The sequence below is a fragment of the Luteibacter aegosomatis genome, assembly GCF_023078455.1.
In the GTDB taxonomy this organism is placed as follows: Bacteria; Pseudomonadota; Gammaproteobacteria; order Xanthomonadales; family Rhodanobacteraceae; genus Luteibacter; species Luteibacter aegosomatis.
Window position 1 is genome coordinate 1,583,653 of sequence record NZ_CP095740.1, and the last position, 21,853, is coordinate 1,605,505.

General features: G+C 66.3%; 25 protein-coding genes. 16 read left to right on the forward strand and 9 right to left on the reverse strand.

Annotated features, from left to right (window positions below; all coding sequences use genetic code 11):
- Positions 1 to 98: 98 nt before the first annotated feature.
- The gene (locus L2Y94_RS07320) at positions 99 to 671 is read right to left on the reverse strand and encodes a C40 family peptidase (RefSeq protein ID WP_247374046.1); all 573 of its coding nucleotides are present in this window, start codon (positions 669 to 671) and stop codon (positions 99 to 101) included.
- A gap of 135 nt (positions 672 to 806) precedes the next feature.
- Between L2Y94_RS07320 and L2Y94_RS07325 the strand changes: the two genes are divergently transcribed.
- The 3 genes from L2Y94_RS07325 to hutG all read left to right on the forward strand — a co-directional run bounded on the left by L2Y94_RS07325 (position 807) and on the right by hutG (position 4,289).
- Positions 807 to 2,066, forward strand: a complete 1,260-nt coding sequence (locus L2Y94_RS07325) for an NAD(P)/FAD-dependent oxidoreductase (RefSeq protein ID WP_247374047.1) — start codon at positions 807 to 809, stop codon at positions 2,064 to 2,066.
- A gap of 64 nt (positions 2,067 to 2,130) precedes the next feature.
- Entirely contained in the window at positions 2,131 to 3,492 is a 1,362-nt protein-coding gene (gene gorA, locus L2Y94_RS07330; RefSeq protein ID WP_247374049.1) for a glutathione-disulfide reductase, read from the forward strand.
- Between the two features lie 17 nt (positions 3,493 to 3,509).
- Positions 3,510 to 4,289, forward strand: coding sequence for an N-formylglutamate deformylase (gene hutG, locus L2Y94_RS07335; RefSeq protein WP_247374051.1), 780 nt, complete (start codon positions 3,510 to 3,512; stop codon positions 4,287 to 4,289).
- Positions 4,290 to 4,321: 32 nt separating this feature from the next.
- Here hutG and L2Y94_RS07340 read toward each other — a convergent pair whose 3' ends face one another.
- The 6 genes from L2Y94_RS07340 to asnS are packed head-to-tail and all read right to left on the reverse strand — an operon-like array spanning position 4,322 to position 9,537.
- Positions 4,322 to 4,723, reverse strand: coding sequence for a RidA family protein (locus L2Y94_RS07340; protein WP_247374052.1), 402 nt, complete (start codon positions 4,721 to 4,723; stop codon positions 4,322 to 4,324).
- Positions 4,698 to 6,149: an aldehyde dehydrogenase gene (locus L2Y94_RS07345; RefSeq protein ID WP_247374054.1), complete on the reverse strand. Its 1,452-nt coding sequence runs from the start codon at positions 6,147 to 6,149 to the stop codon at positions 4,698 to 4,700. The genes L2Y94_RS07340 and L2Y94_RS07345 overlap by 26 nt, the downstream gene beginning before the upstream one ends.
- A 13-nt stretch (positions 6,150 to 6,162) precedes the next feature.
- The gene (locus L2Y94_RS07350; RefSeq protein ID WP_247374056.1) at positions 6,163 to 6,951 is read right to left on the reverse strand and encodes an SDR family oxidoreductase; all 789 of its coding nucleotides are present in this window, start codon (positions 6,949 to 6,951) and stop codon (positions 6,163 to 6,165) included.
- 28 nt (positions 6,952 to 6,979) lie between these two features.
- Positions 6,980 to 7,312: a hypothetical protein gene (locus tag L2Y94_RS07355; RefSeq protein WP_247374058.1), complete on the reverse strand. Its 333-nt coding sequence runs from the start codon at positions 7,310 to 7,312 to the stop codon at positions 6,980 to 6,982.
- 3 nt (positions 7,313 to 7,315) lie between these two features.
- Positions 7,316 to 8,125 (reverse strand): MalM family protein, encoded by an 810-nt coding sequence (locus L2Y94_RS07360; RefSeq protein WP_247374059.1) that lies wholly within the window; start codon positions 8,123 to 8,125, stop codon positions 7,316 to 7,318.
- 11 nt (positions 8,126 to 8,136) lie between these two features.
- Positions 8,137 to 9,537, reverse strand: a complete 1,401-nt coding sequence (gene asnS / locus L2Y94_RS07365) for an asparagine--tRNA ligase (RefSeq protein WP_247374060.1) — start codon at positions 9,535 to 9,537, stop codon at positions 8,137 to 8,139.
- Between the two features lie 121 nt (positions 9,538 to 9,658).
- Between asnS and L2Y94_RS07370 the strand changes: the two genes are divergently transcribed.
- The 5 genes from L2Y94_RS07370 to L2Y94_RS07390 all read left to right on the forward strand — a co-directional run bounded on the left by L2Y94_RS07370 (position 9,659) and on the right by L2Y94_RS07390 (position 13,056).
- Positions 9,659 to 9,985 carry a HesB/IscA family protein gene (locus L2Y94_RS07370; protein WP_247374061.1) on the forward strand — a complete coding sequence of 109 codons (327 nt, stop codon included), beginning with the start codon at positions 9,659 to 9,661 and terminating at the stop codon, positions 9,983 to 9,985.
- 159 nt (positions 9,986 to 10,144) lie between these two features.
- On the forward strand, positions 10,145 to 10,546 hold the full coding sequence (gene rpsF, locus L2Y94_RS07375) for a 30S ribosomal protein S6 (RefSeq protein ID WP_144910939.1): 402 nt from the start codon (positions 10,145 to 10,147) through the stop codon (positions 10,544 to 10,546).
- Positions 10,547 to 10,560: 14 nt separating this feature from the next.
- Positions 10,561 to 10,791, forward strand: a complete 231-nt coding sequence (gene rpsR, locus L2Y94_RS07380; RefSeq protein WP_144910937.1) for a 30S ribosomal protein S18 — start codon at positions 10,561 to 10,563, stop codon at positions 10,789 to 10,791.
- 102 nt (positions 10,792 to 10,893) lie between these two features.
- Entirely contained in the window at positions 10,894 to 11,340 is a 447-nt protein-coding gene (gene rplI, locus L2Y94_RS07385; RefSeq protein WP_247374062.1) for a 50S ribosomal protein L9, read from the forward strand.
- Between the two features lie 285 nt (positions 11,341 to 11,625).
- On the forward strand, positions 11,626 to 13,056 hold the full coding sequence (locus L2Y94_RS07390; RefSeq protein ID WP_247374063.1) for a replicative DNA helicase: 1,431 nt from the start codon (positions 11,626 to 11,628) through the stop codon (positions 13,054 to 13,056).
- Between the two features lie 6 nt (positions 13,057 to 13,062).
- Here the strand turns inward: L2Y94_RS07390 and L2Y94_RS07395 are convergent, their stop codons facing one another.
- Positions 13,063 to 13,389: a low molecular weight protein tyrosine phosphatase family protein gene (locus L2Y94_RS07395; protein WP_247374064.1), complete on the reverse strand. Its 327-nt coding sequence runs from the start codon at positions 13,387 to 13,389 to the stop codon at positions 13,063 to 13,065.
- 174 nt (positions 13,390 to 13,563) lie between these two features.
- On the opposite strand from L2Y94_RS07395, the gene L2Y94_RS07400 reads away from it, so the two are divergent.
- From L2Y94_RS07400 to radA, 3 genes are all read left to right on the forward strand, one after another.
- Positions 13,564 to 14,517, forward strand: a complete 954-nt coding sequence (locus tag L2Y94_RS07400; protein ID WP_247374065.1) for a CsgG/HfaB family protein — start codon at positions 13,564 to 13,566, stop codon at positions 14,515 to 14,517.
- Positions 14,518 to 14,624: 107 nt separating this feature from the next.
- Positions 14,625 to 15,713, forward strand: a complete 1,089-nt coding sequence (gene alr / locus L2Y94_RS07405; protein WP_247374066.1) for an alanine racemase — start codon at positions 14,625 to 14,627, stop codon at positions 15,711 to 15,713.
- 68 nt (positions 15,714 to 15,781) lie between these two features.
- On the forward strand, positions 15,782 to 17,170 hold the full coding sequence (gene radA, locus L2Y94_RS07410) for a DNA repair protein RadA (protein WP_247374067.1): 1,389 nt from the start codon (positions 15,782 to 15,784) through the stop codon (positions 17,168 to 17,170).
- Between the two features lie 107 nt (positions 17,171 to 17,277).
- Here the strand turns inward: radA and L2Y94_RS07415 are convergent, their stop codons facing one another.
- Entirely contained in the window at positions 17,278 to 18,075 is a 798-nt protein-coding gene (locus tag L2Y94_RS07415; protein ID WP_247374069.1) for a cytochrome C assembly family protein, read from the reverse strand.
- Positions 18,076 to 18,304: 229 nt separating this feature from the next.
- Here L2Y94_RS07415 and ffh point away from each other — a divergent pair, with 229 nt between their 5' ends.
- The 5 genes from ffh to rplS all read left to right on the forward strand — a co-directional run bounded on the left by ffh (position 18,305) and on the right by rplS (position 21,849).
- A complete protein-coding gene (gene ffh, locus L2Y94_RS07420; protein WP_144910922.1) occupies positions 18,305 to 19,687 on the forward strand; it encodes a signal recognition particle protein in 1,383 nt (460 codons plus the stop codon).
- A 187-nt stretch (positions 19,688 to 19,874) separates the two neighbouring features.
- Positions 19,875 to 20,126, forward strand: coding sequence for a 30S ribosomal protein S16 (rpsP, locus tag L2Y94_RS07425; RefSeq protein ID WP_144910920.1), 252 nt, complete (start codon positions 19,875 to 19,877; stop codon positions 20,124 to 20,126).
- Complete coding sequence (gene rimM, locus L2Y94_RS07430; RefSeq protein ID WP_247374071.1) at positions 20,126 to 20,641, forward strand: ribosome maturation factor RimM; 516 nt, start codon at positions 20,126 to 20,128, stop codon at positions 20,639 to 20,641. Before rpsP ends, rimM begins: the two co-directional genes overlap by 1 nt.
- Before the next feature lie 19 nt (positions 20,642 to 20,660).
- Positions 20,661 to 21,443 (forward strand): tRNA (guanosine(37)-N1)-methyltransferase TrmD, encoded by a 783-nt coding sequence (gene trmD, locus L2Y94_RS07435; protein WP_247374073.1) that lies wholly within the window; start codon positions 20,661 to 20,663, stop codon positions 21,441 to 21,443.
- 10 nt (positions 21,444 to 21,453) lie between these two features.
- Complete coding sequence (gene rplS, locus L2Y94_RS07440) at positions 21,454 to 21,849, forward strand: 50S ribosomal protein L19 (RefSeq protein WP_247374075.1); 396 nt, start codon at positions 21,454 to 21,456, stop codon at positions 21,847 to 21,849.
- Positions 21,850 to 21,853: the final 4 nt, after the last annotated feature.

The window sequence follows — 21,853 nt, forward strand, 5'->3', positions numbered from 1 at the left end:
CGGCGGCGGAGTGCCGTGCCGTGGGACATATAAAAGCACGCAATTAAATAGCGCACAATCTATTTCGCGCAAGATGTCGGGCTTTGTTTAACTTTTGTTCAGTTAAGGACGCGCCGTCCGTAGGCGAAGTTCTGCTTCCAATAGGCGCCGTCCAGCGCGTCCAGGCGTACCGTACCGCCCGAGTTGGGCGCATGGACGAAACGCCCCTCCCCGACATACACGCCCACGTGCGTGATGTGCCCACGACCAAAGAAGACGAGGTCTCCGCTGGCCAGTTCGTCCTCGCGGACCTTGGGCTTGTCGAGGTCGGCCATTTCGGCCGAAGTGCGCGGCAGGCGCATGCCGGTCGACGTCAGGTAGATATAGGTCACCAGGCCGCTGCAGTCGAACCCGCCGGCGGGGGTGTTGCCACCCCAACGATAAGGCGTGCCGACGAGGCCGATGGCACGAAAGAGCACGTCGTTGGCGGCATCGGCCGGCATGCCGGCGGCCGGTTTGGTGGACCAGTTGAGGTTCTTGGCCAGGGGCACGGCCGAGGCGGGGTTGTTCCGCTGCGACGACGAGGGCCGGTGCGGGGCGCTTCCGCAGGCCGCCAGGAGGGAGAGCCCGGCCCCCAGCACTGCGATACCGAGGCAGCGAACGGGACGGCGAAGCGTGGAGGAGCGGTACATCGGGCGTTTCCCCCTATCAGGATCGGCGACCCCGAGGTTATCAAATCAATAGGTTGCGTGGAATACCTGCGAAAAAGGGCGAATTCAGCGGCTGGACAGCCCGGGAATCCGCACCCGGACCGTTAAAATGCCGGAATGGAAAGATCCCGAAGCGACGTTCTGATCCTCGGTGGGGGCGTGATCGGCCTGGCCTGCGCGCTTTACCTGCTCAAGACCGGCGCGAGCGTCCGTGTCCTCGAACAGGGCTTGCCCGGCAGCGGCAGCTCGCACGGCAACTGCGGCACCATCACGCCGAGCCACGCAGGACCGCTGACCATGCCGGGGATGGTGGGCACGGCGTTGCGCTCCCTCATGCGCCGCGATGCGCCGCTCTACGTCAATCCGCGTCCCGATCCGGCCCGTGCCCGCTGGTTGCTCGGCTTCGCGCGTCGCTGCACGTGGGGTCACTACCGGCAGGCGGGTGAGGCCCGTGGAGCCCTCCTCGCGAGATCCCGCGCTCTGCTGGACGAACTCGTTGCCCAGGAGGGCCTGAATTGCGAATTCGAGGCGGTGGGGGAGCTTTATGTCTATCGCGACCGCCGCACGATGCAGGCCGACCGCGCGCACGTCGACCTGCTGCGACGGTTGGGCATGGACGTGCAGGCGCTCGACGGCGACGCGGCGCAGGCGCTCGAACCGGGCTTGCGAGACGGCGTACGGGGTGCGCTGCTGCATCCGGGCGATGCGCGATTGCGGCCGGATCGTTACGTCGCCGAGCTGGCGCGCCGCGTGCGCGAACTGGGTGGCGCGATCGAAACCGGCGCGCGCGTGGACGGGTTCGTGTTCGATGGCGCCCGCATATCGCACGTACGCACCACCGGTGGCGTGTTCAGCGGCGAGCGCGTGGTGATGGCGTTGGGCGCATGGTCGCCGCTGATCGGGCGCCTGCTCGATATCCGCCTGCCGATGCAGCCGGGCAAGGGCTATTCGCTCACATGGGAGACGCCTCCGCGACGGCCGCCACGCCATTCGCTGGTATTGCGCGAGGCGGCGGTCTGCGTCACGCCGTGGGCCACCGGTTATCGTCTCGGCAGCACGATGGAGTTTTCCGGTTTCGAAGAAGGACTCAACGACGTGCGCCTGGATGCGCTGCGCCGAGGGGCCGCCGCCTACCTGCACGAACCGGAGGGGCGCGGCGAAGCGGTGCCCTGGTGGGGGTGGCGGCCGATGAGCGTCGACGAGGTGCCGATCGTGGGGCCGAGCGCGCAGTGGTCCAATCTCACCTACGCCACGGCGCACGGGATGCTGGGCATCAGCATGTCGGCGGCGACCGGGGAGCTGGTGGCGGGGTTGTTGGCGGGGCCCGCGCCGGTGCTCGATCCCACGCCGTATTCGCCCGCCCGCTTCGGACTCTGAAACCTGCACGACAGTCATCGCCGACATTTGCTACGGTGGGATTTTTCTCTTCCAAGGAGCCTTCATGACCGCCGAATCCTTCGACCTCATCGTGATCGGCGGCGGATCGGGAGGACTGGCCGCGGCCATCCGCGCATCGAAGCACGGTGCGAAGGTCGCGCTGGTCGAGCCGAAGGAGCTGGGCGGCACGTGCGTGAACAACGGCTGCGTACCCAAGAAAGCGATGTGGTATGCGGCACAGATGGCGGAAGCGCAGTACATCGCCGCCGACTACGGCTTCGCCGACAAGCCGGGTCGTCTCGACTGGCCCGGTTTCATCGAGCGGCGCGATGCGTATATCGAGCGCATCCACAAGAGCTACCGGCAGCAGTTGGACAAGAGCCACGTCACGCTGGTGAGGGAAACGGCGCGATTCCTTTCCTCCGATCGCGTCGCGGCGGGCGATCGCGTGCTGACCGCGCCGCACATCGTCGTCGCCACGGGTTCGAAGGCCAACCGCCTCGATAAGCCCGGCTTCGACCTGGGTGTCACCTCCGACGGATTCTTCGATCTGCGCGAGTGCCCGCGCCGCACGGCCATCGTCGGCGGCGGCTATATCGCGGTGGAGCTCGCCGGCGTGTTGCGCGCGCTGGGCAGCGAGGTGGACATGTACGTGCGCGGGCGCCTCATGGGCGGTTTCGACGAAGAGATGGCGTACCAGCTCGGCGAGGAAATGACCAAGCACGGCATCCGCATCCACTACACCTGCCAGGTGGAGGCCGTGCACGAGAAGGACGGCATGCTCCTGCTCGACTGCGACAAGGGCGAACATCCCGGGCCGTACGACCTGCTGATCTGGGCGGTGGGGCGGCATGGCAACACCGGATCGCTCGACATCGATCGCGTCGGGCTGGCGCGGGACGAGGACGGCCACATCCTGATCGACGATGAGCAGAACACGAACGTGCCGGGCATCTACGCCGTGGGTGACGTGACGCAGCGGCTCGCGCTCACGCCGGTGGCCGTGTCCGCGGGCCGCAAGCTCGCCGATCGCCTCTTCGGCGGCAAGCCCGATGCGAAACTCGATTACGTCAACGTGCCCAGCGTGGTGTTCTCGCATCCGCCGCTGGGCACCGTGGGCATGTCCGAGCAGCAAGCCCGTGAGGCCTACGGCCACGAGGTGCACCTCTACAAGCAGACCTTCGTGCCGATGCAGCTCGCGCTGGCGGGGCGGCCGATGTACGTGCGCTTCAAGCTGATCTGCGTCGGCGACGATTCGCGCATCGTGGGCATGCAGATGCTCGGTCCCGGCGTGGACGAAATCCTCCAGGGCTTCGCGGTGGCGATCAAGATGGGCGCCCGCAAGAGCGACCTCGATGACACCCTGGCCATCCACCCGACCTCGGCGGAGGAAATGGTGACCATGGGCGATCGCGTTCCCGGTTGAGCGGTACAATCACGGCCATGGAATCCCACACCCTCCATCGCGGCACCGCGCCGCTCCTGGTGAGCCTGCCGCACAACGGCAGTTTCATTCCCAAGGATGTCGAGGCGCGCATGAAACGCCCCGCGCGACGTTCGGCGGACACCGACTGGCACGTGCAGCAGCTTTACGCTTTCGCCCGTGGCCTCGGGGCCAGCATTCTGGTGCCCACGGCATCGCGTTACGTGGTCGACCTCAATCGGCCGTCGGACGGCCATGCGCTCTATCCGGGGCGCAAGGAAACCGGCCTGGTGCCCACCGTGCAGTTCGACGGCAACGACATCTACCGCCCGGGCGCGGAACCGGCGGCGGAAGAGATCGCCGAACGCGTGAAGAAGTGGTGGAAGCCCTACCATCGCGCCCTGGCCGACGAGCTCTCGCGCCTGCGCAAGAAGCATGGCCGCGTGGTGCTATGGGAAGGCCACTCCATCCGCAGCCACGTGCCCATGCTGTTCGACGGACGCCTGCCCGACTTCAACCTCGGCACGGCCGACGGGGCGAGTTGCTCCACCGCGTTGCAGGAACGCCTCACGGCGTTGCTGGCGGCGCAGAACGACTACTCCTGGGTGGTCAACGGCCGATTCAAGGGCGGATACATCACGCGCCATTACGGCAAGCCGGAAGACGGCATCGACGCGATCCAGCTCGAGCTGGCGCAGGTCAACTACATGGACGAAGACAGCTTCGCCTACCTGCCGAAGAAGGCGGAGCGGGTGCAGGTGTTGGTCAAGGCGATGCTCGAGGCGTGCCTGGAAGCGTGATGCGACAGCCGTCGCCGACCCTGTCCGCGATGTTACGAAGCGACATGCGCCACGCACTTCAGCTCGATGGCGATCGCCGTCGGCAACGCATTCACTTCCACGGTGGTGCGACAGGCATCCACCCCCGCGAACGCCTCCGCGTAAAGCCGGTTGTACGTGGCGAAATGGTTCTTCATGTCGGTCAGGAAGACGGTGACGTCCACGAGGTCTTCGAATCGCGAACCGCTGGCCTCCAGCACCGTGCGCACGTTGGCGAACACCTGCCTGCACTGGCCTTCGAAATCGGCCGCGATGTCGTTGCTGCCCGGCACGCGCGAACCGATGCCCGAAAGGAATAGCAGGTCGCCCACGCGCCGCGCATGGGGATAGGCGCCGACGGGCGCGGGTGCGCCCTCGACGCGGATGACGTCATTGCCGGTGATCGATGCAGACATTGCGGGCCTCGGTGAAGAATCGAAGGGCATCGAAACCGCCTTCGCGGCCCACACCCGATTGCTTGCTGCCGCCGAACGGCGTGCGCAGGTCGCGCAGCATCCAGCAGTTGATCCAGACGATGCCGAAATCGAGCTGCGTCGCCATGCGGTGGGCGCGGGAAAGGTTGCTCGTCCATAGCGAGGCGGCGAGGCCGTAGGGCGTGCCGTTGGCGATGGAAAGCGCTTCGGCTTCGTCGTCGAACGGAATCAGCGTGACGACGGGGCCGAAGATTTCCTCCTGGTTGGTGGCGCCCGAGGGCGCGACGCCCTCGATCACCGTGGGTTCGACGAACCATCCTTCCGAGCATCGTCCGCCCACCGAAACCCGGTGGCCGCCCAGCAGGATGCGGCCGCCTTCCTTGCGTGCGCGCTCGATGCAGCCGGTGACCTTTTCGAAATGAGCCTGGGAAACCAGCGCGCCCAGGTCGCTGCCGGGCTCGCGCGGGTCGCCCACGCGAAGCGCGCGCACGCGCTCCAGGTAAGCCGCGCGAAAGCGGTCGTAGATGCCGCGCTGCACGAGCAGGCGCGAACCGCACAGGCAGATCTCGCCCTGGTTGGCGAAGCCCGAGCGCACGATCGTGGCCATCGTTTCGTCGGAAAGATCGACATCGTCGAAGACGATGGCGGGATTCTTGCCACCCAGCTCCAGCGATATTTTTTTCAGCCGGGGGGCCGCCGCGCTCGCGATGGCGACACCGGTGCGCGTGCTGCCGGTGAACGACAGCGCCTTGACGGCGTCGTGCGTGACGATGGACTCGCCCACGCCCGGTCCGGTGCCGTGCACGATGTTGAGTACCCCCGGAGGAAAGCCCGCTTCGGCGGCCAGCGTGCCGAGCAGCCACGCGGTGTAGGGCGTCACTTCGGACGGCTTGGCCACCACGGCGTTGCCGGCGGCGAGGGCGGGCGCGATCTTCCAGGTGAACAGGTAGAGCGGCAGGTTCCACGGGCTGATGCAGCCCACCACGCCCAAGGGCAGGTGCAGCGTGTAATTGATGGCGCCCTGGGTCATCGCATGCGATTCGCCGTGCCATTGCTCGATGGCCGAGGCGAAGAAGCGCAGGTTGGCGATGGCGCGCGGAATGTCGAGCGAGCGGGCGAGGGCGATCGGCTTGCCGCTGTCCTGCGACTCGGCCTCGGCGAAGGGTTCCAGGCGCGCTTCGACCAGATCGGCCAGGCGGCGCAGGCACTGCGCGCGGACTTCGACGGGTAGGGCGGCCCAGCCGGGTGCCGCGCGCGTGGCGGCCGCCACGGCCTCGGCGACGTCGCCCGCGTCGGAATCGGGGCAGCGGGCGAACGCCTGGCCGGTGGCGGGATCGACCACGTCGAGATAACGGCCTTCGCGCGGCGCGTGCGCATGGCCGTCGATGAGGTTCGCGAGCACGAGCATGGGCCGCTCCGGGTCAGTTGAGGCTGCGCGTGCGGCCGCCGTCGACGGCGATGCTGGTGCCGTTGATGTAGCCGGCGGCCGGGCTGGCGAGGAAAGCGATCAGTGCGGCCACTTCCGCCGGATCGCCGAAGCGGCCGGCCGGCACGCTCGCGAGCAGCCCACGTTCCACCTCGTCGCGCGTGCGTCCGGATTTCACGCTGGCGTCGACCAGCGATTCCAGGCGAGACGTACGGGTGTAGCCGGGCAGGATGTTGTTCACCGTGATGCCGTCGGCGGCGACCTCGGCCGAAAGGGTTTTCGCCCAGCCGGCCGTGGCGGCACGCACGGTGTTGGAGACGCCCAGGTTGTGGATGGGCTCCTTGACCGAGGTGGAGATCACGTTGACGATGCGCCCGTAATGCGCCTGGCGCATGCCCGGCAGGCAGGCCTGCGTGACGACCTGCGCGGCGATCACGTGCTGGCGGTAGGCGGCGAGGAAGGCCTCGGGCTCCGCGCTCCATACCGGGCCACCGGGCGGGCCGCCGCTGTTGTTCACGAGGATGTGCACGGCGTGGTCGCCTACCACCTCGGCCACGGCGGTGGCCAGGGCGTCGGTGTCGAGCATGTCCACGGCGACGTGGCGGTGGTTCTGTCCGGCCTGCCCGGACGGCAGTTCCGCGGCCAGCGCCTTCAGCGTCTCGGCGGAACGGGAGAGCAGGGTGACGCTGGCGCCGAGTTCGGCCAGCTCGAAGGCGGTGGCGCGGCCGATGCCCTGGGAGGCGCCGCAGACGAGGGCGTGACGGCCGGTGAGGCGAAGATCCATGCATATCCCTCGGGAAGGTGGAGGACGTTCAACCGTGTCGCAGTGTCCACCACTGTATCGCCATCGCGATGAACCAGCACGGCCAGGCCAGCCAGGGCGCGCGGCGCCACCACCCCTGCCAGCGGGTGAGGGCGTCGTCGTCGAGGAGCGCCGGTGCGTCGGAACGCAGCACGCGGCGCACGCGGAGCCAGTTGGCCATGCCGTTGGGGCGGCCGGTGTCGGCCTCGACGATGGTTTTCCAGCGATCGGGATGGCGCTTGCGCAGGAGCACGGTGAAGCGCCACTGGGCGACGATGTGCAGTACGAAGAAGGCGATGGCGCCCAGGAGAAGCAGCAGGTAGAGCAGGACCGCGGTCTGCATGGATCAGTTGCTCGTCTTCTTCGCGTTCTTCGAATCGCCTTCGCCGAGGATGTCGGTGGCGACCACGCTGCGCAGGGTGTTGATCACGCCGTTGCCCTGCTGGGCCTTGGAACACACCGCGTTGTCGATGGCCTTCTTGTAGGTGCTGTTCTGCATGCCCACGAACAGCGTGCCGTCGGGGCCGTGCTGGATCTTGAACGCGCCGGCGGAATTCATCTTCACCGGGGCCTCGGCGGAGAACGTGGTGGGCGACTGCTCCCAGTACGTCTGGCCCTGTTGCTGCTTGCTCGAGGAATACACCACGAGGTAGCGGGCGTTGGGATCGTTGACCTCGAACTTGCCGAAGGCGCCGGTGGTCTCACTCGTCCAGCCGATGTATTCGCACAGGCCGATGTCTTCGGAGTGCAGCGGCTGGAAGGCGTCGTCGAGCACCACCACCGTGGGCGCGAAGAGATAGCTGGAGCTCAGCCAGCGGCCGTTGAGTTCCGACTTCATCGCGATGGTGTACGGCATCTGCGCGCCTTGCGGCAGGCGGAACGCGAGGAAGTAGCTGCGGTCGCCGTTGAGGTTGGCGACCGGGCTGTCCTTGCTCAACTCGAACCGCTGCGGCTGCCAGGGGAGCATGTCCTGGTAGGACAGGTCGGCGAAGCTGCCGCAGCAGGGCGACGCGCTTTCCAGCGTCTTGCGTGCCGCCATCACGCCGCCGGACGGATTCTCCGGCGGGCGGAAGTTCGGCGGCACGATCGACCGGCAGGCGCCGAGGAGGGTCAGGGCGGCGACGATGAGGACGAGGCGTAGCGTGTTCGAGGGCATGATGAGGGGGATCAGAACTCGGCGGTGCCTGCGGCGCGGGGGTAGGGGATGGCGTCACGGATGTTGGACAGGCCGCAGACGTAGACCAGCAGTCGCTCGAAGCCCAGGCCGAAACCGGCATGGGGCACGGTGCCGTAGCGGCGCAGGTCCCGGTACCAGTCGTAGGTGTGCTTGTCGAGGTGGAACTGATCCATGCGGCGGTCGAGGTAATCGAGGCGTTCTTCGCGCTGGGCACCGCCGATGATCTCGCCGATGCCGGGGGCGAGCACGTCCATGGCGGCCACGGTTTTCCCGTCGTCGTTCAGGCGCATGTAGAACGCCTTGATCGCCTCCGGGTAGTTCATCACGACCACCGGGCGGCCGATATGTTCCTCGGCGAGGTAACGCTCGTGCTCGGTCTGCAGGTCGATGCCCCAGGCGACCGGGTGTTCGAACGTCTTGCCGGATTTCTTGAGGATGTCGACCGCGTCGGTGTAGTCGATGCGTTCGAACGGCTTGGCGATGAAGTCTTCCAGGCGCTTGACCGTGCCCGGCATGACGCGCTCGTCGAAGAACGCCATGTCGTCGGGACGCTCGTCGAGGATGGCCTTGAAGATGCCCTTGAGGAACAGCTCGGCGAGGTCGGCGTTGGCGTTGAGGTCGGCGAAGGCCACTTCGGGCTCGACCATCCAGAACTCGGCCAGGTGACGCGTGGTGTTGGAGTTTTCGGCGCGGAAGGTGGGGCCGAAGGTGTACACCTTGCTCATCGCCAGGGCGTAGGCCTCGACGTTGAGCTGGCCGGACACGGTGAGGAAGGCCTCACGGCCGAAGAAATCCTTTCGCCAGTCGATGCCGCCCTTGTCGTCGCGCGGCAGGTTGGCCAGGTCGAGCGTGGACAGGCGGAACATGTCGCCCGCGCCCTCGGCATCGGACGTGGTGATGACCGGGGTATTGATCCAGAAGAAGCCCTGTTCGGTGAGGATGCGGTGGATGGCCGTCATCATCGTGTGGCGCACGCGGGTGACGGCGCCGAACAGGTTGGTGCGCGGGCGCAGGTGGGCGACCTCGCGAAGGAATTCCATCGAGTGCTGCTTGGGCTGGATGGGGTAGGTGAGGGGGTCTTCGACGAAGCCGGTGACCTCCACCTTCGTGGCCTGGATCTCGAAGGCCTGGCCCTTGCCCTGCGAGGGCACGAGCCTGCCGGTGACGATGACGCCCGCGCCTGCGGAGAGGCGCTTCACCTCGGTCTCGTAGTTGGCGAGATCGGCGGTGGCCACGGCCTGGATCGGAGCGAAGCAGGAGCCGTCGCTCACGTTCACGAACGACAGACCGCCCTTGGATTCACGCAGGGTACGTACCCAGCCACGAACCGTAACCTCTTGTTCCGCCAACGTGCCGCCGGCGAGGGCCTGCTTGACGCTAACCACCGTCATGGATTGAAACTCCGTAAGAGGCGCCGCATTTAGGCGCATGTAAGCCGACCTTGCATGATAATGTAACGGCTGGGTGAACGGCACCGGCCCACGCTATTTAGCACGATTTAAAGACAAATCCATGAGCATCCAGATCACCCCCGCCGCGTCCGACCGCATGCGCGCCTTCCTGGCCAAGGCCCCCGAGGCCGCGGGCGTGCGTTTCGCCGTCAAGCGCATGGGGTGCTCGGGCTTCGGCTACGTGGTCGACCTCGCCGGGGCGGTGGCCCCGGAGGATGCCGTGCTCGACATCGACGGCGTCCGGGTGGTCATCGACCCCAAGAGCCTGCCCCTGGTCGACGGCACGCTCATCGACTTCCAGCGCCAGGGGCTCAACGCCTCGTTCGTGTTCCACAACCCGAACGCCACGGGGGAGTGCGGCTGCGGCGAGAGCTTCACGGTCTCCTGAACTCTCCATCGCGGACCCTAGTCCGCGCTAGGGGCTTGCCGTAACTTCCGGTTTCTCCTTACAATGCGCGGCTACCTCTCCACCTGGAGGGGTTTCTTGCCTCACCGGACATCCGGGAGGCTGCCATCCCCGCAAGGGGTGCATCCACAAGGAGCCACCATGCGTCATTATGAAGTCGTGTTCCTGGTCCATCCGGACCAGAGCGAACAGGTGCCCGCCATGATCGAGCGTTACAAGGCGCTGATCGAAGGCGACAACGGCAAGATCCACCGTCTCGAAGACTGGGGTCGCCGCCAGCTGGCCTATCCCATCGAAAACCTCGCCAAGGCTCACTACGTGATGCTGAACATCGAGGTTTCGCAGAACGTCCTGAACGAGCTCGAGACGGGTTTCCGTTTCAACGACGCCGTGCTGCGTCACCTCGTGGTTCGCCGCGACGAGGCCGACACCGAGCCGTCCTTCATCCTCAAGAGCAAGGAAAAGGACGAGCAGAAGGGTTCGCGTCGCCGTGACGAAGACCGTTCCGACGACAACGACAGCGATCGCGACAGCGACGACTAATAGGGGATCACGACATGTCCAAGTTCTTCCGTCGCCGCAAGTTCTGCCGCTTCACCGCCGAGGGCGTGAAGGAGATCGATTACAAGGATCTCAACACCCTTCGCCAGTACGTCACCGAGAACGGCAAGATCGTGCCCAGCCGCATCACTGGCACGAAGGCCCGTTACCAGCGCCAGCTGGCGACCGCGATCAAGCGCGCCCGCTACCTCTCGCTGCTGCCGTACACCGACAACCACGACGTCTGATCGGGCCGCCCTCCCACGGGAGGGCGTCTTCGACAGGCATGATTTCGGACAACCGTCCTGGCTGCACGGGGCCCAACCCGTGCTAACGAAAAGGAATACCTCATGGATCTCATTCTCCTCGAGAAGGTGAAGAACCTCGGCAACCTCGGCGACAAGGTCAGCGTCAAGCCGGGTTACGGCCGTAACTTCCTCCTCCCGACCGGCAAGGCCGCTCGCGCGACCGCCGCCAACCTCGAAGCGTTCGAAGCCCGTCGCGCCGAGTACGAAGCCAAGGCCAAGGAGCAGCTCTCCGGTGCCGAAGGCCGTGCGGCCAAGCTCGAAGGCGTGGAAGTCACGATCGAAGTGAATGCTTCGCCGGAAGGCAAGCTGTTCGGTTCGGTCAGCACCCGCGACATCGCCGAAGCCCTCGCGACGCAGGGCCACGACGTGGACAAGAGCGAGCTCATCCAGAGCGAAGGCCCGTTCCGCAACGTCGGCGAGTACGAAGTCGTCGTCAACCTGCACGCCGACGTGCAGCAGACGATCAAGGTCAAGGTCGTCGGCGCGTAAGCACCGTACTGCCGTTGATTCGAAAACGGGCGCCCACGGGCGCCCGTTTTTTTTCGTCATTCTGCGTACGCTGGAATCCAGTGCACTCTTCCGAGCCATGGCGAATCGGCTCTTCACTGGTCCCGGCGCCAGGCTCCTGCTTTCGCGGGAGCGGCCGGTGGTCAGGCAATCGCCCACAAGTTATCCACAGACTTATCCTCTCAACGCCTGAGACCAGGGCGCGTATCATCCCCTCTCACGCCCACCCGTTTCCGGGTCGGTGCCGGCTGCACATCGAGGTAATCCATGTCCTTCAATTCCGACCGCGATGAGCGGGGCGAGCGCGGGGAACGGCGCCGCCGTCGTGATTCCTCGGTGACGTCCATCGATACGCTGCGCATCCCGCCGCATTCCATCGAGGCGGAGCAGGCGGTGCTGGGCGGCCTCATGCTCTCGCCGGATTCGCTCGACAAGGTGGCCGACCGGCTCACCGACGAGGATTTCTATCGGAAAGACCACCGCTTCATCTGGCGCGCCATCAACGAACTGGCGGGTAAGGGGCTGCCTTGCGACGCCATCACGCTGGGCGAGTGGTTCCAGTCGAACGGCATGGACGAGATGGTCGGCGGAGCCGCCTACCTGCTCGAACTGGCCAGTTCCACGCCCAGCGCCGCGAACATCGCCGCCTATGGCGATATCGTTCGCGAGAAGTCGGTCCTGCGAAAGCTCATCGATGCCGGTACGTCCATCACCGAGGATGGATTTCGCCCCGAAGGCAAGAGCGTGCAGGAAGTGATGGAACTTGCCGAGCAGCGGGTATTCCGCATCGCCGAATCGGGTGCGCGCGGCAAGAAGGATGTCGTCTCGATGCGCGAAGCGGTGGGCGATGCCTTTCGCATGCTCACCGAACGCTACGAAAACCGCGGCAAGCTCACCGGCCTCTCGACGGGATTTACCGACCTGGACGAGCTCACGGCCGGGCTGCAGCCGTCCGACCTCATCATCGTCGCCGCCCGTCCCTCGATGGGCAAGACGGCGTTCGCGCTGAACCTGGCCGAGGCCGCCGCCATGCGCGGCAAGAAGGCCGTGGCGGTGTTCTCCATGGAAATGTCGGCCTCGCAGCTGGCGTTTCGATTGATTTCCTCGCTGGGTCGCATCCATGCGCAGAACCTGCGTACCGGCGATCTCGCCGAGGAGGACTGGCCGCGCGTCACCTCGGCCATCACGATGCTTTCCGACGCGAAGATCTTCATCGACGACACGCCGGCGATGTCGCCGGTGGAAATGCGCTCGCGCTCCCGCCGTCTCCAGCGCGAACACGGCCTGGGCCTGATCGTCATCGACTACCTGCAGCTCATGCAGGTGCCGGGTAACAGCGAAAACCGCGCGACGGAGATCTCGGAAATCTCCCGAGGCCTGAAGGCGCTGGCCAAGGAACTCAACGTGCCCGTCATCGCCCTGTCGCAGCTGAACCGCTCGCTGGAACAGCGCGCCGACAAGCGTCCGATGATGTCCGATCTTCGCGAATCCGGCGCTATCGAGCAGGACGCCGACGTCATCATGTTCATCTACCGCGACGACTACTACAACAAGGAATCGCCCGATAAGGGCCTGGCCGAGATCATCATCGGCAAGCAACGTAATGGTCCCACGGATACGGTGAAGCTGGCCTTCCTCGGCCATTACACCAAGTTCGAGAACTGGGCGCCGGATTCGTACGTCGGCAGCTTCGACTGAGGCGTATCAGCGACGCAGTTGCGGCCCCACGCGTTGCTCCAGCAACGCGATGAGTTCCGGCTGCATGTATGCATAGTCGTCGGGGATGTCGACGCACAGGAGGCGGGCCCTGCCCAGATCCGCCCGAAATCCCCTGCGCAGTTTCGCCAGGTGCGATTTCTCCATCGCTACGATCCGATCCGCCCAGCGCACCTGCTCGCTGGTCACCGGGCATTCGGCGTCGCGGTCGATGCCTGCCGAATCGGTCTCGATGCCCGGCCACGTGGCGAAGACCTGCTCGGCGGTAGGACTGCGCAGACGATTCTTCCCGCAGAGAAACAATACGCGGATCAACGGAGTTTCCTTGCCGGCCGTGACGGATGATTCATACGTGCATCGTAGCGTCATCCCGATAAGCACGGGGTCCGCGCATCGCTAGCATCGTTCGGTCTCGCGACAGCCTGTCCGCCCTCGTGCCCGAATGCCGGGCAGGTTTCTCATCATCGGGCGCAAGGACAGGGAATATCCATGGAGCACCTCCTCAAGCCGGCCGCTCGTGCCGCAGCGGCCATCGGCGCCACGTTCGTTTTGACCGCGTGCAACGCCACCAACCCGATGGTGGCGAAGTCGCAGCGCGAACACGAGGCCAAGGTGGCCGCCATTCCCCATTGTGCGAAAAAGCTCGGCAGCATCTCGGTCGTGGAGCCGGAGGGCGACGTGCACTGGTGGACGCAGCAGCAACTTCCGTCGCCGACCAAGCTCATCAAGGTCTTCGTCGCGAAGTCGGGGTGTTTCACCCTCGTCGATCGCGGCATGGGCATGAACGCGGCCATGCGTGAGCGTGAGCTCGCCTCGGGCGGCCAGTTGCGCGGCGGCTCCAACGTGGGCAAGGGGCAGATCAAGGCGGCCGATTACGTGATGGTTCCGGACCTGACCGCCAGCAACAAGGATGCCGGTGGCCTGGGCCTCGGTGCGCTGGTCGGCGGTGGCGCGGGTGCCTTGCTCGGTGCGATCAGCATCAGTTCCAAGACGGCCGACGTGGTGCTTACCGTGACCGACGTCCGCTCGTCCGAGCAGGTTGCCCTGGTGGAAGGCCATGGCGAGAAACACGACCTGGGCTTCGGCGGCAGTGGCGGATTGTGGGGCGCGGGCGGCCTCGGTGCCGCGGGCGTGGGCGGCTACGCCAGCACGACCCAAGGCCAGGTCATCGCCATGGCCTATCTCGATGCCTACACCAAGCTGGTGACCGAACTGGGTGGCCTGCCGTCGGACGCCTCGGCGGCGAACAGCCGCCAGACCGGCACGATACGCATGAAGACCCGCTTGGCCAGATCGTCCGACGGAAAAGTCGCCGTGCGTTCGCTGGAACCCGGCATGATGGTCTACCCGACCGGCAACAAGGCGGGGTTGATGTGGGAGGTGGAAGACGAGCACGGCAACAAGGGCTGGGTCTCTTCGGAGAAGTTCGATCTGGCGAAGTAAGGGCGATGGCGGACGGATGGGCCGCCGTCCGCCACAATCGCGCCATGCGTCGGGCCGGGCGTTGCCGCTAGACTGCGTCGTCCTTTGCCGTCCCGTCGTATTTCGTCATGAGTCGCACCACCGTCGCCACCATCCACCTCGGTGCCTTGCGCCACAACCTCGCACGGGTTCGCGAGCTCGCAGGCAGCGCGAACGTGATGGCTGTGGTGAAGGCCGATGCGTATGGGCATGGCCTGGAGCGCGTGGCTCGGGCGCTCGACGGCGACGCTGGGGCGTTCGCCGTGGCATCGATCGCCGATGGCCTGCGGCTGCGTGCGGCGGGGCATCGGCAGCGTATCGTGGTGCTTTCCGGGCCCGATGCGCCGTCCGATATCGCGGAAATGCAACGGCTGCAACTCGATGCGCTCGTTCATCACGATACGCAACTGCCCTGGCTGGCGAAGGCCGATCCGGCGCGCGGTCCGTTACGTGTCTGGCTGAAGATCGACACGGGCATGCACCGGCTCGGTTTTCCGCCGGAGCGTGCGTGCGAGGTCCATGCCGCGCTACGCGCGATGCCGGCGGTGGATGCCGAGGTCGGGCTGATGACGCATTTCGCCTCCTCCGAGGTATTCCAGGGCGTGGACACCGCGTCGCAGATCGAACGGTTCCGAGGCGTGACCGAAGGCTTGCCGGGGCCACGCGCCCTTTCCAATTCCGCCGCGGTGCTGGGCTGGCCCGACGCGCGCGGCGACTGGGTGAGGGTGGGGGGTCTGCTGTATGGCCTTTCGGTGGTGGATGGCAAGTCGGGCGCGGATTTCGGCTTTCGGCCCGCGATGACGCTGACGACGCGGCTCGTCGCGATCAACCGCCTCGCGAAGGGCGAGCGGGTGGGTTACAACGGCACCTATGAATGCCCCGAGGACATGGCGGTCGGCGTCGCGGCCATCGGTTACGGCGACGGTTATCCGCGCAGCGCAGCCATCGGTACGCCGGTACTCGTCGAGGGCGTCGCCGCGTCGATCGTCGGTCGCGTGTCGATGGATCTCATCACCATCGACCTGCGCGGCGTGCCAGCGGCCCGGGTCGGCGATCGCGTGACGTTGTGGGGCAAGGGCTTGCCCGTGGAGGTCGTTGCCGCCTCCGCCGGCACGATTTCCTATGACCTTACCTGCGGCATGACCCGTCGCGTGCTCTTCGCCGAGGACGACGCCTGATCCTTGCGTATCGCTTCCTGCGACGCGCTCGCGTTATATAGGCAGTCTTTCGAGCGAGAACGAATCCCATGGCCAAGGCCAAGACCGCCTACGTCTGCACACAGTGCGGCGCCGAGCACAGCAAGTGGCAGGGTCAGTGCGCCGAATGCGGCGAGTGGAACGTGCTCTCCGAGTTCGTGGTGCAGCCGGCGAAGCCGGCCGCCGTATCCGCCGGCGCGCGGCGCGGCGGCTATGCCGGCGACGCCGCGGGCTCGCCGAAGATCACGCCGCTCACCGAGGTGCTGCTGACGGCGGAGGCGCGCACTCACACCGGCATCGGCGAACTCGATCGCGTGCTGGGCGGCGGCCTGGTCGACGGCTCGGTGGTGCTGATCGGCGGCGATCCGGGCATCGGCAAGTCGACGTTGCTCCTGCAGATGCTCGGTACGCTCGGTGCCGTGCTGCCCAGCCTGTACGTCACGGGCGAGGAATCGTTGGCGCAGGTGGCCGGTCGGGCGCAGCGTCTCGATCTTCCGCTGGCGCCGCTGCACGCACTGGCCGAGACCTGTATCGAGCGCATCCTCGAGCAAGCGGCGGCGGCCCGTCCGCGCGTGCTCGTCATCGACTCCATCCAGACGATCTGGACCGAACTGCTCACTGCGGCGCCGGGCTCGGTGAGCCAGGTGCGCGAGTCGGCCGCCAAGCTCACCCGCTTCGCCAAGGAAACCGGCACGTCGGTATTCCTCGTCGGTCATGTCACGAAGGAAGGCGGTATCGCCGGCCCGCGCGTGCTCGAGCACATGGTCGATGCGGTGCTCTATTTCGAGGGCGAATCCGGCAGTCGCTTCCGGGTGTTGCGCGCCTTCAAGAACCGTTTCGGCGCGGTGAACGAGCTGGGCGTGTTCGCCATGTCGGAAAAGGGCCTGCGTGAAGTACCCAATCCCTCGGCGATCTTCCTTTCGGCGCATGCGGGCCCTACGCCAGGCAGCGCGGTGATGGTCACGCGCGAGGGCACGCGGCCGTTACTGGTCGAGGTGCAGGCACTGGTCGACCAGTCGTCGCTGGGCAATCCGCGGCGCGTGGTGCTGGGTCTGGAGCAGAACCGCCTCGCGATGCTGCTGGCGGTGCTGCATCGGCATGGGGGCGTCGCGGCGTATGACCAGGACGTCTTCGTCAATGTCGTCGGCGGCATCCGTGTGCAGGAGACCGCCTCCGACGTACCCGTGCTCATGGCGGTGCTGTCCAGCCTGCGCGACAGGCCCTTGCCGGAAAAGACCATCGCGTTCGGCGAAGTGGGCCTGTCGGGAGAGATCCGGCCCGTGCCTAACGGCGAGGAGCGACTGAAGGAGGCCGCCACGCATGGTTTTCGGCGTGCCGTGGTACCCGCCGCCAATGCGCCGCGCAAGGGCAGGGTGGGAGAGATGGACGTGATCGGCGTGGAGCGGCTGTCGCAGGCGATCGACGCGAGCCGGGAGTAATGCGCTCCGCAGGCATCGCGGACAGGGTCCGCTCCCACCCTTCGGTAGGCAACCTTGCTACCGGAGCGTGGGAGCGGACCCTGTCCGCGATAGGCCTTGCCCCTGGCTCAAGCCGTGCGATGCAGGATCAACTCCAGCACCAGCTTGGTGCCGAAGAACGCCAGCAGCAGGATGCCCATGCCGATCAACGTGAGATTCACCGCGCGAATGCCGCGCCAGCCGTGGCGCCAGCGCCCCCACAGCAGCACCCCGAAGACGACCCACGCCACGATGGAGAGCACCGTCTTGTGCACCAGGTGCTGGCTGAAGAGATCGCCGACGAAGAGGGCGCCGGTCACGAGGGTGAGCGTGAGCAGGACGAAGCCGACGCCGATGAGGCGGAAGAGCAGGATTTCGGTAAGCGTCAGCGGGGGCAGGGCACGCAGCCAGTGACCGAAGCGGCTGCGGCGCAGCGCGCGCTCCTGGATGGCGAGCAAGATGGCCAGGGCCGCCGCGATGGAGAGGATGCCGAAGGCCAGCACGGCGATGGTGACGTGCAGCTCGATCTGCCAGGTCATCGACTCCGGCGCCGTGCGGGGGGCGAGGAAGGTGTCCATGGCGAGGAAAATCGCCGCCAGCGGGAAGACCAGGATGCCCAGCCCGGCCACCGGACGCGACAGGTTCACCACCAGGGTGAGTGTCGAGGCGATCCACGCCACGAGCGAGAGGGCGGCGAAGAAGTGGAGGTCGAGCGTGCCGCGGTGCGCGCTCAACAACACGGCCGCGTGGGCCAGGGCGGCGAGGCAGGCGAGCGCCATGCCCGAGCGCGCGAGCGGCTGGCCGCCCGTGACGAGCGGGCGCGCCAGTACGCCCGCGGCGCACAGGTAGAGGACGACGGCAGCCAGCGAGAGGGCGATCACGATCATGGATGCGCAGTGTGGCATAGCGGCCATGGGGCGTGAATGCGGCATGGTGGCACCTGGGGCGAGAGGCATGGGCGATGGGGACGGGGGCGAGGCATCCAACCCCGACGACCCGGCCCATGCGCTGCCCCGCTTTCCCGGGGGCGCTTGCCCCATGCCTTGCCGGCCGCGTCCCCACCTCACCATCCCGCATCCGCTATAATTCGCTGTCACCCTCCGAAGTCTCCCCGCCATGTTCGAATCGCTCAGCCAACGTCTCTCCGATACCGTCAACCGCTTGCGTGGTCGCGGCCGGCTGACCGAAGAAAACATCCGCGAGACCTTGCGCGAGGTGCGCATCGCCTTGCTCGAGGCCGACGTCGCCCTGCCGGTGGTGAAGGCCCTGGTCGAGCGCGTGAAGGTGCGTGCCGTCGGCCAGGAAGTCCTCAAGAGCCTCTCGCCGGGCCAGGCGTTGGTGAAGGTCGTCAGCGACGAACTCACCGCCGTGATGGGCGTGGCCAACAGCGAACTGAACCTCGCCGCGCAACCGCCCGCCGTCGTGCTCATGGCCGGCCTGCAGGGCGCGGGCAAGACCACCACGGTGGGTAAGCTCGCCCGCTTCCTGAAGGAGCGCAAGAAGAAGCGCGTGATGGTGGTCAGCTGCGACGTCTACCGTCCCGCCGCCATCGAGCAGCTGCGCACGCTGGCCTCCCAGGTCGAGGTGTCGTTCTTCCCGTCCGAGGCGGGTCAGGATCCCGTCGAGATCGCCCGGGCCGCCGTCGCCGCAGCACGTCGCGAAGTGATCGACGTGCTGCTGGTGGATACCGCCGGCCGCCTGCATGTCGACGAGGCGATGATGCAGGAGATCAAGTCCCTGCACGCGGCGATCGACCCCATCGAAACCCTGTTCGTCGTCGATTCGATGACCGGTCAGGACGCCGCCAACGTCGCCAAGGCCTTCTCCGACGCCCTGCCGCTCACCGGCGTGGTGCTCACCAAGACCGACGGCGACGCCCGTGGCGGTGCCGCGCTGTCGGTGCGCTACGTCACCGGGCGCCCGATCAAGTTCCTCGGCGCCGGCGAGAAGTCCGATGCCCTCGAGCCGTTCCACCCTGATCGCGTGGCCCAGCGCATCCTCGGCATGGGCGACGTGCTCTCGCTCGTGGAAGAGGTGGAGCGCAAGGTCGACCAGGAGAAGGCGCAGAAGCTGGCCGAGAAGGTCATCAAGGGTAAGCGCTTCGATCTCAACGACATGCGAGACCAGCTCGAGCAGATGAACAATATGGGCGGCCTGGCCGGTCTCATGGACAAGCTGCCGGGCATGTCCAGTATTCCCGATAGCGTGAAATCCAAGGTCAACGACGGCGAGCTGAAGAAGATGGTCGCCATCATCGGCTCGATGACCAAGAAGGAACGCCGCCACCCGGATCTCCTGAACGGCTCGCGCAAGGCCCGCGTGGCGCGCGGCTCCGGCACCCAGCCGGCCGACGTCAACCGTCTGCTCAAGCAGTACATGCAGATGGAGAAAATGATGTCCAAGCTGTCCAAGGGCGGCAGCAAGGGCCTTCTGCGCCAGATGCGCGGCGCCATGAAGGGCATGGGCGGCATGGGCGGCATGATGCCGCCGGGCCGCTGATAGGCCCCGGCGGAGTGAAGCGTAAGTAGGGGCCCCTGTCGTGAAGTCGGCGGCGGCGGCTCACTGTTCACGGTTTACTTTCTTACGCTCTTCCCTTTTTCAAAACTTTCGCTAAAATGTCCGGCTTTACCGCGCCCGCTTCTCGCGCGCGCCTTGCCGGCATCCGGCACTCTGGAGCTCGTAACTTATGGTCAAGATTCGTCTTTCGCGCGGTGGCGCCAAGGGCCGTCCGTTTTATCACATCGTCGTGACCGACCAGCGCGCCCCGCGCGACGGTCGCAACATCGAACGCGTCGGTTACTACAACCCGGTCGCTTCGGGCGCCGACAAGCGCCTCGAGCTCGACGTCGCCAAGGTCCAGGCCTGGGTCGCCAAGGGTGCTCAGCTGACCGACAAGGTCCGCGCCCTCGTGAAGGAAGCCGGCAAGCTGGCGGCTTGATGTCGACGGAGTCCGGGAAGCGCGTCCGCGTAGGGCGCATTGTCGGACTCCATGGCGTGCAGGGTCAGGTCAAGCTCGAAAGCTGGACCGAGCCTCGCATCCAGATCTTCCGTTACCAGCCCTGGCTGCTCACCGCGCCGGGCGTGAACCGGGAGATGAGCGGAATCCGTGGGAACGCGCAGGGCAAGGGCATCGTCGCCTCCCTGCCGGGCATCACGGATCGCGACCAGGCGGCCGCGCTGGTCGGTTGCGAGATCACCGTCTCGCGCGACGTGCTGCCGCCGCCCGCTCCGGGCGAGTTTTACTGGGTCGATCTCGAAAACCTCGAGGTCGTCACCACGGAAAACGTGCACCTGGGTCGGGTCAGCCATCTGTTCTCCACGGGCGCCAACGACGTCATGGTGGTGAAGGACGGCGAAAGGGAGCGACTGGTTCCGTTCGTCCAGGGCCCCTACGTGCATTCGGTCGATTTCGACAGCGGACGCATCGTGGTGGACTGGGATCCTGAATTCTGAACAGCGACTGCTGAAGATCATGCGCATCGACGTGGTTTCGCTGTTTCCCGATTTCGTCCGCCAGTCGGCCGCGATCGGGGTGGTCGGAAGGGCGCAGCAGCGTGAGCTGCTCCAGGTGGAAGCCTGGAATCCACGGGATTTCGCCACCGACAACTATCGCACCGTGGATGGGCGCCCCTTCGGCGGTGGACCCGGCATGGTGATGCTGATCGAACCCCTGCGAGCGGCGCTCGTGGCGATTCGCGAGGCGGCACCGGAACCGGTGCATGTGATTTATCTCAGCCCGCAAGGTGCGCGGCTGACGCAGAAACGGGTGGAGGCGCTGGCGGCCATGCCGCGAATCGCCCTGATCTGCGGACGTTACGAGGGTGTGGACGAGCGCCTGCTCGAGCACGAGGTCGACGAAGAGCTTTCAATCGGCGATTATGTGCTGTCTGGCGGGGAACTCGGCGCAGCGGTGGTCATCGATGCGGTGGGTCGTCTACAGGAAGGTGCGTTGAACGACGCGCTGTCCGCCCAGCAGGATTCGTTCTCGGACGGTCTTCTGGATTGCCCGCATTACACCCGTCCCGTGCATCACGATGCCTGGGGCGGCGTGCCGGAGGTGCTGCTTTCCGGCGATCACGCGGCTATTCGCCGCTGGCGTCGCAAGCAGTCGCTAGGTCGAACCTGGCTGCGCCGGCCGGATTTGCTAACGCAGCGTGTACTCGACGACGAGTCGAGGGCATTGCTGGATGAATTCCGCCGTGAATATGCACGGCCAAACGGTGCGGCCGGAAACGACCGCCGTAACGAAAACTGACAGGTGCGTCATGAACAAACTCCTCCAACAGTTCGAAGCCGAGCAGATCACCCGCCAGCTGCCGGATTTCGGCCCTGGCGACACCGTGGTCGTGAATGTGAAGGTGAAGGAAGGTAACCGCGAGCGCGTCCAGGCGTTCGAGGGCATCGTCATCGCCAAGCGCAGCCGTGGGCTGCACTCCGCCTTCACCGTGCGCAAGATCTCGCACGGCACCGGCGTCGAGCGCGTGTTCCAGAGCCACAGCCGCGCCATCGACTCGGTCGAAGTCAAGCGTAAGGGTAAGGTCCGCGGCGCCAAGCTGTACTTCCTGCGTGGCCTGGAAGGCAAGGCCGCTCGCATCAAGGAAGACATCGCCGCCGCCGCTGCCGCCAAGGCCGCGAAGAAGGCTGCCGCTGCCGCCGAGTAATCGG